The sequence below is a fragment of the Methyloprofundus sedimenti genome (assembly GCF_002072955.1).
GTDB lineage: Bacteria > Pseudomonadota > Gammaproteobacteria > Methylococcales > Methylomonadaceae > Methyloprofundus > Methyloprofundus sedimenti.
In genome coordinates this window covers 2787964-2799921 of the sequence record NZ_LPUF01000001.1, presented here as the reverse complement: position 1 = coordinate 2799921, position 11958 = coordinate 2787964, and the positions used below count along the sequence as shown (strand labels likewise).

Sequence of the window (11958 nt, the reverse complement as noted above, 5' to 3'; positions counted from 1 at the left end):
ATGTGGGCAATGATTTACGCATTACTGATCAAGGAATTTTTAGCGATTTTAAAAGATAAGAAAAGCCGCTTTGTATTGATTGGACCACCTATTATTCAGCTTTTTGTCTTTGGCTATGGCGCCAGCTTTGATCTTAATCACGTGCCTATTGCGGTTTATAATGAAGATCAAAGTATTGCCTCCAGAGATTTTATTAGTCACTTTACCGCCTCGCCTGTATTTGCCACGGTTTTAACTATTACTCATTCTGAACAGATTGCTCCCGCTCTGGATGAACAAAAGGTTCTGGCTGTGTTACATCTCGGCCCACACTTTAGTCGTGATCTATATACAGAACAACGATCAGCTGCTGTACAAATTCTGATTGATGGTCGTAATTCAAATACGGCATTAATTGCACTGAACTATATGCAAAGTATTCTGGCAAAATTTAATCTGGACTGGGCAAAACAGCATCAGCAGTCATTACCGCCGGCACAATTGCAAATTCGTTCCTGGTTTAATCCTAATCTTGCCAGTCGCTGGTTTATTGTCCCGGGTATTGTAGGTTTGTTAACGCTGGTTGCCACCATAATAGTGACGGCGCTTTCCATTGCCAGAGAGCGTGAACAGGGTACTTTTGATCAGTTACTTGTCACACCGTTAACCCCTTTTCAGATATTGCTCGGCAAGGCGGTACCCGGGTTAATCATCGGTGTAGTAGAAGCCTCATTTATTATTCCGGTGGCGGTACTCTGGTTTAAAATTCCCTTACTCGGCAGCCTGCTTGCTTTGTATATCGGTATTATTTTATTTGTCTTTGCCATTATTGGCGTTGGATTGATGATTTCTTCTCTTTCAATAACACAACAACAAGGCTTATTGGGTGGTTTTTTATTTATCGTACCTGCCATTATTTTATCCGGTTTTGCAACACCTATTGCGAATATGCCAGTCTGGGTTCAGAAGTTTACTTTAATTAACCCTTTGCGTTATTTTCTGGTTATTGTGCGTAGCGTTTTTCTTGAGGGGTTTTCGGTCAGCAATTTAGTCGATCAATATTGGCCTTTGGCAATTATTGGCATTATAACGATGAGCTGCGCGGGGTGGTTATTTAGGCGACGAATGTATTAGGTGAAAGCTTGCCAAGAATTGAATTGAGAACCTATTTCGTTGCTCTCGCTCTGCGCCAGGAAATACAGAATATTCCAGTATAAATTCTCATGGAGACTATGGAAAGAGGGGGAGTAAAGTATTACAGCTTTAGATATGATGATTAATCACCAAGAATGCATGTAATCTCGATCTGTGTAACAAGTTTCCTCCAGTCATACTTTGCTGCAGCAAGGTTACCGATTGGGCCGGGATACAAAATCTACCTGGCGTTGGCGAAAAAATTCATGTATAAAAATTTCTCTCACTGAAGACGATATTAATCTGGGGAGCTCAAACGTATGGCTTTATTCGCCTCACTCCCCCTAATAACGGCAACCTTATTAATCGTTGATCATAACGTCTCGTAAATAACGGAATATCTGTGTCGCCTCATCAGGTTTGATATCCCCAGAAAAATGCAGCATAGATACCTGATTTTGTTTAAGCATATGCTGAATTTTTGGAATAAGCTGGGCATCAGTATGCGCATTAAGGTATTTTGCATCGAGTGTCGGAATGCTAATATCAATAAATTCGCTCTCTGTACCTTCACCTTCATTAATCTCTAATAGTTGTACCGGTGCACCATCTGCACCATGACACGTAGTGCAATATTTGTCGTAGCTCTCATAACCCGGTGATAACAAACGTACAAAAGCTAATACCTCCCTGATTTCCTGAGCACTCAATACCTCATCAAACCCGGGCATCGCACCTTTTCCCTGACTAATGAAGCTCAGTAACTCTTGATCATTGTACTGATTTTGATAACTCGCGGTACTCAGATCAGGCATTGGCACGGGCATCTCTGCTGAGAAACTACCATCACCATGCCCATATAAACCATGACAATTAGCACATAACTGATCATAAGTTTCTTGTCCGGCTTCTGTCTGAGCCCAGTTAATACCCGGTTGTTTTCTTAAGTAAGCTAACAAGGCACTGGCTTCAGTATTGGTTTGTGGTCCGGCCTTATCAGTCACCTGAAGTTTGCTGGTCGGATTTAAAACCCAGTCAACAAATTGCTGTTCTGATTGATTGTTAAGTAATTGACTATTTTGTAAGACCGGTGTGGCTACATCGATATATTCAGCTGCTGGGCCGTTACCGCGACCTTCCCATCCATGGCAATCTGCACAATTACGCAAATACAAAGCCTCACCTTTAGTGAGCTTGCGCGGCTGAACAACTTGCGTTACTGCTGAAGCCTGCGTATCAACAAGCTGAGTAGGCAATGTCTTATTGGTGGACTTTCCTGAACAAGCTGAGAGTAAAAATACCACAAATACAATTATCCAATTCATTTGTCTACTCCAAAAATTAACAAGTATTATTTTTGCTCTTTAAAAGAGCGCTTCATCTGACGTAATATAAAAACAACCTGAATCAAGGCTGCTAATGGTAATACGGTCTCAAACAAATAGCCTATTAAATTACACCAAACAGGCATACTGTATCGAATCTAATCTCAACCAGTTAACAAAACAGCATAATACCCTAAAAAGAGCAGTCCTTGCCAACGAGATACCAAATATCCGGTAAAGCCTGTAAACAGATAATAGCAATTGTAATCACCACTGGCACTGAAAAAGCTAAAGTCACCGGTTGAGCCATCACACCTTCAGGCGCCACCAGCGTTTAAAGCCTGTTACTGACAAAATATTGGCTCTTCCCGATTTCGCGGGGCGACCACAACATATAGTGTTAAGCATATCCGAATAAACGTCGGCCTTCGACATCAAGCCAAATATGCTGAAATAAACGCCCTATATCATAAATGCCATAGCAACGTCTTTTGATCACCTTAATTTTGTTATTCAGTCCTTCTACAAAACCACTGGTTTCACGGCGAAGAAAATAATTAGTGATTTCATGCTGCCAGTTTTGTAAGGTCACTATAAATGAGTTGAAACAGTCCAACTTCAGATTTCTAACCTGCTCGACCCATGAATTTAGCTCAGCTTCTGCCTGACTTTTACTTAAAGGTCGGTTAAAAATACCCGTCAATGCTTCCCGATAAATATAAATTTGCTTAAGCTCTGGCGCATAATTAAAGAGTTGTATTAATTTAATTTGTTGCTCTTCATTCAAGTCCCAGAGTGATTTTCGGAATAACCACATCACGCCTTTCAGTTGGGCATAATCCTCACTAGAAAGCGTCTTTTTCAGTGTTTTCATCTCTTTTATTCTTGCGTTGTCTGCACAGGCTCGATAGCTTTTGGTCACATGGAATCGATCAACCACAACCTCAACGCCATGAAGTTCCTCATACACTGCATTACTGTAGCCGTCATACATATCAACGCAGGCACGTTGTATTGTTCTTTTAATTTCCACGGGAATGCTTTGTAGAAATATTTTTACTGTTTCCTTTTTGCGATTTGGCAATACGGCCAAAATGCATTTTTCTCCGCCTTCATTGATCCCTGAAATGATAACAACAAAATCTTTATGTCCTTTTTTTAACGCAATCTCATCAAGTCCAAGTAATGGCAGGCTTTTTATTGTCTCCCAATCCACTTCTTGACGAATATAACGATTAATAATGCCTTCAACAGCCGCTTCATTAATGCCACGTTTGATACTGATGTCGGTTATTGTGCTATTGATTAGGTCGCGCAATATCCACTGTTCATAGGCTTTAGTATGTGGGCTTTTTTGATCATACCAACTACAGCGCTGAGTGGTTGTCGGGCCTTGATCACAATAAGGGCATTGGTAACGCTTCGGTTTGATCTTAATCCAGACGGACTGTTCAAAGATCGGTAAATGGCGTAACGTAATTTCTTTGCCATAGCCATAAAACTTATCGATAGGCTGATGGCATTGCCGACAAGTTGTGCCTTTGCATGTACTTTGGACTTTAATAATAATTCCTTTTTTAGACTCAGTATCAAATGCCTCTATTTGCACATCGGGTAAATCCAAAGGAATTTGTAACAATATCGGGTTCATTTATTTAAAGTTTGCCGTCTAAAAAGATGGCTATCATACCCAGCCTGCACCTAAATAATCAAATAGCAATATACTACATATAGTGACTACCCCGCGAAGTCGGGAAGAGCCAAAATATTGAAAGTATGAATGCTGATGATATTATCCATGTCTTATCATGTTACAGATCAGATTCATCATCATGCCGATTATTACCTCAGCATATAGCAACATATTAAAAGTCAATTCTACTGCGATTTGATGATTGCGCTTAATACCATGTGCCTGTATAGGGTGAATGCTGAGCTATAAGTATAGAGCCAGAAAAAACATTACATTATGTTGGTTTATTTTGGTTATACTGCTATACATAGTGTTTCACTAGCCATCATTGTATCGTTTATCAGACCGGTAAACTCTGCGCTATTAGTCATTGGTTTGAGCGCGTGTGATCCGATTTAACCCTGGTCGGGCTAAAAGCACGAAACACAATCGTATAAATAGCTTCTGAAATTATTGAAATATAATTCGGTAAAGACTAAAAGACTAAAAGACTAAAAGACTAAAAGACTAAAAGACTAAAAGATTTATATTTATGCACTAATAATGTTACATCTGTCGATATAGCTGAATAGGAGAAAAACTATGACTTACAAATATATACGTTTTTTTAACGAAATTGGTATTAACGATATTCCGCTAGTCGGTGGCAAAAACGCTTCATTGGGTGAAATGGTGCAAAAATTAGCACCTGAAGGCGTCAAAGTACCCAATGGCTTTGCTGTGACTGCCGAGGCTTATCGTTATGTGCTCGATGAAGCGCATGCCTGGGAAGCCTTAAGGGAAACTATGGCGGATATTGACTCACTAGATGTTAAGCATCTGGCTCGGTCTGGTAAACGTGCCCGAGAAATTATCTATGCCGCAGGGCTGCCGGATGATCTGCAAAGTGAAATTATTGCTGCCTATCGTGAATTACATGAACAATATGGTGAAAGTTTGACTCTGGCAGTACGCAGTTCGGCCACAGCGGAAGATTTACCGACTGCCAGCTTTGCTGGGCAACAGGATACCTACCTGAATATTAATGGCGAAGAAACGTTACTGGATGCCTGCCAACGCTGTTTTGCTAGTTTATTTACCGACCGGGCTATACATTACCGAATAGATCAGGGTTTTGATCATTTCGATGTAGCATTATCAATTGGCATCATGAAAATGGTACGTTCCGATCTGGCGACCAGTGGCGTGATGTTCTCTCTGGATACTGAATCAGGTTTTCGTGATGCGGTTTTTATTACAGCTGCCTATGGTTTAGGTGAAAATGTTGTGCAAGGTGCTGTTGAACCGGATGAATTTTATGTGCATAAGCCGACTTTTGAAGAAGGGTATCGCTGTGTGCTACGGCGCAGTTTGGGTTCAAAAAAAATAAAAATGGTTTACTCCGAAGGGAATACTCGCGAAGCCACCAAAAATATTCTCACTTCCAAAGCTGAGCGCGAACGCTTTTGTTTATCCGATGAGGATGTACTGACACTGGCAGATTATGCCATTAAAGTAGAGCGACTATACAGCGAGCAGATTGGCCATGAACGTCCGATGGATATGGAATGGGCCAAGGATGCCCTGGATGGTGAACTGTATATGGTGCAGGCGAGGCCGGAAACTGTCACTTCGCAACAACAGGGCACGATACTGGAAGAATATCAGCTTAAAGGCAGTGGTGATATTATCGCTACTGGTCATTCTGTCGGTGCCAAAATCGCCACTGGCCCGGCGCATGTTATCAGCAGTACGGCACACCTTGCTGATTTTCGACCCGGTGAAGTGCTGGTTGCCGATAATACCACGCCTGACTGGGAGCCTATTATGAAAATAGCGGCTGCTATCGTGACTAACCGAGGTGGGCGCACCTGCCATGCTGCCATCATTGCTCGTGAATTGGGGATTCCCGCGGTAGTTGGCTGTGACGATGCCACCAGCGCGATCGCGAACGGCGAGCAAATAACAATATCCTGTGCTGAAGGGGATATCGGTAAGATTTATCGTGATGACATCCCTTTTGATATTATACGCACTGACCTTGCCACCTTGTCGCGTCCGAAAACAAAAATTATGCTGAATCTGGGTAATCCGGAACTGGCTTTTAAACACAGCTTTCTACCCTGTGACGGTGTAGGTCTTGCAAGAATGGAATTTATCATCAATGAATACATCAAAGTGCATCCGATGGCTTTGTTGCACCCGGAGAAAGTAGAGAGTGAAACAGAGCGGAGAGCCATACAGCAATTAACTAAAAATTATGTCAGTCCTGCTGACTACTTTGTGCAGCGTTTATCTGAAGGAGTAGGAACCATCGCTGCTGCTTTTTATCCCCGGCCTGTAGTCGTGCGTATGTCCGATTTCAAAACCAATGAATATGCTTCCTTGCTGGGTGGCAGTGAGTTTGAAGCAACAGAAGCCAATCCGATGCTCGGTTTCCGGGGCGCATCCCGCTATACTCATCCTGCTTATGAGCAGGGCTTTGCGCTGGAATGTGCGGCAATGAAACGGGTGCGCGATAATATGGGCTTAAGCAATGTTATTTTAATGATTCCTTTCTGCCGACGCGTGGATGAGGGCAAGCAAGTACTGGCCAAAATGGCCGAACTGGGTTTGAAGCAGGGTATACATGGACTTGAAATCTATGTGATGTGTGAAATCCCTAACAATGTGATTCAGATTGATGCATTTGCCACGCTGTTCGATGGCTTTTCTATAGGCTCAAATGATCTCACCCAATTAACACTGGGGGTGGACCGGGATTCTGAAATCGTTGCTTTTGACTTTGATGAGCGTGATGAAGGGGTTAAAGAGATGATTCGGCTTGCTGTTGCAGGCGCTAAACGGAATGCCCGGCATTCGGGTATTTGCGGACAGGCACCTTCTGATTACCCTGAGATTGCTGAATTTCTGGTTGAGATCGGTATTGATTCCATTAGTTTGAATCCGGACACTGTTATCAAAACAACATTGCAGATACTGGAGGTCGAAAAGCGAATGGCAGGGTAGACAAATATAAAAGCAGTGGGCAAAAAATATTCTTTCTAGTTTCACTGCTATTACATTAACGCATCAATTAACACCTAAGAGGTTATTATCATGATAGAAATTATGCCAGAAACGGCAGGAAAAACGTTGGTTGTTAAAGCAAAGGGCATGTTAACCAGCGAAGATTACGAAAAGATTTTTATTCCTCAGCTCAAGCAGTTGATAGATCAATTTGGAAAAATAAGAGTGTTGCTTTATTTAGATGAAAATTTTACTGGATGGGAGTTAGACGCTGCCTGGGATGATGCTTTATTTGGGTTACAACATCGACATGACTTCGAGAAAGTTGCGGTAGTAAGTGACCAGCAATGGGTGGCATGGGCAACCAAGGTTGGCTCCTATTTCATGGATGGTCAGGTGGCTACCTATAAAATATCAGAATTTCAGAATGCTATTACCTGGATAAAGGGTTAAATCCAGGCAAGAGAAACAAATGGACGAAATTTGCCACTGTGTGCTGTCACTTATTTTGTACATACATAATAAAGCAGACTATTCAACAATAGATATATCTTTTGTTAAGTGATTTTCTAATCAGAATGAGCTGTTTTTACTGTGAAAAATTCAAATTCAATTCTCCACTCAATTTTATACAAACGGGAAATTTGCGATGTCAAATATAGAATTACCTGCCACTGGGAATACAGTCGGTGCTGATCTTGAGAAAATACCTGTCAATGATTTACTTGCTCAACTCGGCGTTCAAGCTGACCAGGGGCTAAGCAGTGCCGAGGCTCAACAACGATTTGCCCAATATGGGCCGAATGCTCTGGTTGAAAAAGAGGAAAGTCTGACCGCCAAAATTCTGGGTCATTTCATGGGGCCTATTGCCTACATGATCGAGGCTGCGGCGCTTGTTTCAGCTATAATTGGTCACTGGGATGACTTCGCAATCATTAGCTTCTTGCTATTGTTTAACGTTGGACTCGAGATGTGGCAGGATCGCAAGGCCTCGAATGCCCTGGCGGAGCTAAAAAAAGGGCTGGCACTTGAAACCACCGTTATGCGTGATGGCACATGGCAAACATTAGGCGCAGCGACACTGGTTCCGGGTGATATCATCAAGATACGTTTGGGTATGGTCGTTCCTGCCGATGTGAGGATGGTTAGTGGAGACTATGCGTCCATCGACCAGTCGGCACTAACCGGCGAATCACTACCAGTAGCCAAGAAGGTTGGCGATGGGGGGTATTCTGGCAGTATGGTCAAACAAGGAGAAATGGTTTGCGTAGTCATTAACACGGGCTCTAATACTTTATTTGGACGTACCGCTAAACTGGTGGCAGGTGCTGGAGCGGTCAGTCACGCGCAAAAGGCCATGTTCCAGATTGGCAACTTTCTTATTATCCTCGCCGTTTTGCTTGCGCTGATCATGGTTGCCGTTAGGGTTTATCATGATATTGTCATTGCCGACGACTGGGATGTCAACGATGCCCTGGGTATCCTGCAATTTGTACTGGTGTTATTGGTTGCTTCAATTCCGGTAGCAATGCCGACGGTGTTTTCGATGACTATGGCGCTGGGAGCACTGCAATTATCGAAGGAAAAAGCGATAGTTTCCAAGCTTTCGGCGATTGAGGAGATGGCGGGAGTCGATATTCTCTGCTCCGACAAGACCGGGACCTTGACCAAAAATCAACTCACACTGGCAGAGCCCATTCTGATAGCGGGCAATGACGCACAAGACTGCATTCTGGCCGCAGCACTCGCATCGAACATTGAAGATAAAGATGCCATTGATACCGCGGTTATTTCAGCGCTCAAGGATCAAAGCACGCTTAACAACTGGAAAAAACTCAAATTCTTGCCTTTTGATCCGGTAAGCAAACGCACAGCAGCAAACGTAACCGATCCCGCAGGCAAGGCCTTTGTAGTCACCAAGGGTGCGCCACAGGCGATAGTTGATATTGTCAAACCTTCAGCGGAGGTTGCGCAACAGGTCAAGGATATCGTTGCCGCACTGGCTGCCAAGGGCTCGCGAGCGCTGGGTGTGGCACGCTCAGAGGATGACGGAGTAACCTGGTCGTTATTGGGCGTACTCCCCATGTTTGATCCGCCGCGTGATGATTCGAAAAGGACTATTGATAATGCCCGCGAAAAAGGGGTGCAGGTGAAAATGATTACCGGTGATGACACCGCAATCGCTATTGAAACGGCAAGGCAACTTGGCATGGGAACCAATATCCTTGCTGCGGCAGATGCCTTCCCTAAAGATATGGATCCTAATAATGTGCCATCGGAAATTGTCGATTTGATAGAACGAGCGGACGGTTTCGCACGTGTCTTTCCTGAGCACAAATACGCTATCGTGAAGGCTTTGCAGTCACGCGGGCATCTGGTGGCAATGACTGGTGACGGCGTCAACGACGCACCTGCACTCAAGCAAGCCGACTGCGGTACCGCTGTTTCCGGGGCTACTGATGCGGCACGCGGCGCAGCTGCGCTGATTCTTACAGCTCCTGGACTGTCGGTTATCAACAGTGCCATCGACGAAGCGCGACGTATTTTTGGACGCATTACCAGTTATACTATTTACCGTGTGGCATTGACCATGGACATTATGTTCCTGGTGGTGCTATCAACTATATTTCTCGGTTTTACACCGCTGACGCCCATTATGATCGTCGCCATGTCGCTACTCGATGACGTGCCGATTATGGCCATCGCCTATGACAACACGCCAGTCAGTGAAAAACCGATTCGCTGGAAAATGCCCCGGCTGCTGGGTGTTTCGGCAGTGCTTGGCCTGTTTTCGATTGTTGAATCGTTCGGTTTACTATTGATTGGCATGGAAGTGCTTTCAGACCCGCTTCAGCAAGAGTTCTTCGGCCTGGCAACACAGACCCAGTTACAAACCCTGATGTTTTTGCAACTGGTTGCCGGCGGGCATTTGCTGTTGTTTGTTACCCGCACGGAACGCTGGTTTTTTCTGCGCCCTTTCCCGGCCGCACCTTTGTTCCTGACGATCTTGTTTACCCAGATACTGGCCGTCCTGATGTGTAGATTTGGTTGGCTGGTTGATCCCATTTCATGGATGCTGATCGGCTGGATATGGGCTTACAATCTAGTCTGGATGTTTCTGCTGGGCGCAGTCAGGCTGATTACTGAACGCTATGTGGATTATCGTACGGAACGTCATCTAAAAAGTTTGGGGGTAGTGAATCAGTTATTGCAAATGCATGGTTAATAGTTAAGATCGCACCCATACTCCGGCGTAACGCAATGTTAGAGCATTGCTGAATGAATTCCCACGCAACGGCGTGGGAACTATGCGAAAGCATTTATTTTAGAGGTAAGAAAAGTGTCAAATTCAAAAACAAACAGTCAAGAAAAAAAGAAAAAACGTCACGTCATCATGCACCATGCAAAGCAACCGCACGGTATCACCTCAATTGCTTTGCTAATATTTCTGATGGCTTGGGCCGTCTGGACTTTTGTAATCTGGTAATTAATCTATTTGTTTTTTTGAGCTCATATTCAACAAAAGGCGAACGAAGTGTTACTTGGTGACACATCAATATTTATGGTTTTTCATTTAGTGAAACGACTGCCTGGAAAGCTATTAGATTAACTTAATTAAATAAGGGACGTAAACATGGATTATCGTAAAAAATTTGTCGTCGAACCCGGTAAAAAGGTCCATCTGAATAAAATTGATCCTTTGTACACCGGTAAGCATGAATCGCACGCACAGGCGATGCCGAAGATACAGGAGCACCTTGAGAACATGGACAAAATGCAATACCTGCTTTACGCAGATGGCGGTCAGTCCCTACTGGTGGTGTTACAGGCATTAGATGCCGCCGGCAAAGACGGCGTGGTGCGGCATTTATTCAGCGGCATGAACCCGCAGGGAACATCGGTGTTTGGTTTTAAACAGCCGAGCAAAGAGGAAGCTGCTCACGATTTTCTCTGGCGAGCTCACCAGCATGCACCAGGCAAGGGGGAGCTAGTTATCTTTAACCGTTCGCACTATGAGGATGTGCTTGTTGTGCGTGTACACAAGCTGGTTGAAAAGGGGGTTTGGTCAAAGCGGTATGATCTGATTAACGATTTCGAAAAGATGCTTTCAAGCAACGGCACAAGGATTCTGAAGTTTTTTTTGCACATCAGTCCCGATGAGCAATTGTCACGTTTCAAACAGCGGTTGGATGACCCCGCCCGGAACTGGAAAATCAGCGATGCCGACTATTCCGAGCGTGAGTTATGGCCTGAATACACCCAGGCTTACGAAGATGCTCTGGAACTGACCAGCACTCCGTATGCACCGTGGTATGTTATCCCCGCTAATCACAAGTGGTTTCGCAACCTCGCGATCTCGGAGATCGTCGCGGATACCATGAGTGAAATGGGTTTAAAACTGCCGCCTGCTCATGTGGATATGGAAGATATTCGCAGCAAGTATCATGCTGCCGAGGAGAAGCAAGCAGGGAAAAAGAGTGGCAAGATTGACGTGGAGAGCAAGAAAAACAAGAAAAGTAAAAGCAAGGCTTGAACCTAGAAATCGTAGTTGACCGCTAAACAACATTATAAGTGATTGAGTATAAAATATAATGATCGTAACTGATTGTCACCTGTTGGGTGACTATGCTCTGCTTCATGGTTTTGTGAATAAATCTGAGCACGAAATACTGAGTTACAGCTCTTGCCAAGGGTTACGGCCATTTCCTGTGAGCTGTGCCTTGTCTTTCACACGCAGATTTTCCACAAAATCCGAGCTCAACTGTGGTTTCTAGGTTGAAGGTGCAAGCTTGTTCGCTCATGCAAACTGGATACTTATGGGAAATTTGCCGGGGATAA

7 protein-coding genes are annotated in these 11958 nt (G+C 44.0%); 5 read left to right on the top strand and 2 right to left on the bottom strand.

What is annotated here, in order from left to right; genetic code table 11:
• Positions 1–1113, top strand: a complete 1113-nt coding sequence (locus AU255_RS12345) for an ABC transporter permease (RefSeq protein WP_080523142.1) — start codon at positions 1–3, stop codon at positions 1111–1113.
• Between the two features lie 362 nt (positions 1114–1475).
• Here the strand turns inward: AU255_RS12345 and AU255_RS12340 are convergent, their stop codons facing one another.
• A complete protein-coding gene (locus AU255_RS12340; RefSeq protein WP_080523141.1) occupies positions 1476–2438 on the bottom strand; it encodes a c-type cytochrome in 963 nt (320 codons plus the stop codon).
• Positions 2439–2838: 400 nt separating this feature from the next.
• Entirely contained in the window at positions 2839–4089 is a 1251-nt protein-coding gene (locus AU255_RS12335) for an ISL3 family transposase (protein ID WP_080522378.1), read from the bottom strand.
• Positions 4090–4713: 624 nt separating this feature from the next.
• Between AU255_RS12335 and ppsA the strand changes: the two genes are divergently transcribed.
• From ppsA to AU255_RS12315, 4 genes are all read left to right on the top strand, one after another.
• Complete coding sequence (ppsA, locus tag AU255_RS12330) at positions 4714–7119, top strand: phosphoenolpyruvate synthase (RefSeq protein ID WP_080523140.1); 2406 nt, start codon at positions 4714–4716, stop codon at positions 7117–7119.
• Between the two features lie 90 nt (positions 7120–7209).
• Positions 7210–7572 carry a SpoIIAA family protein gene (locus AU255_RS12325; RefSeq protein WP_080523139.1) on the top strand — a complete coding sequence of 121 codons (363 nt, stop codon included), beginning with the start codon at positions 7210–7212 and terminating at the stop codon, positions 7570–7572.
• Between the two features lie 196 nt (positions 7573–7768).
• Entirely contained in the window at positions 7769–10345 is a 2577-nt protein-coding gene (locus AU255_RS12320) for a plasma-membrane proton-efflux P-type ATPase (protein ID WP_080523138.1), read from the top strand.
• A gap of 408 nt (positions 10346–10753) precedes the next feature.
• On the top strand, positions 10754–11653 hold the full coding sequence (locus tag AU255_RS12315; protein ID WP_080523137.1) for a polyphosphate kinase 2 family protein: 900 nt from the start codon (positions 10754–10756) through the stop codon (positions 11651–11653).
• The last annotated feature ends 305 nt before the right edge of the window (positions 11654–11958 follow it).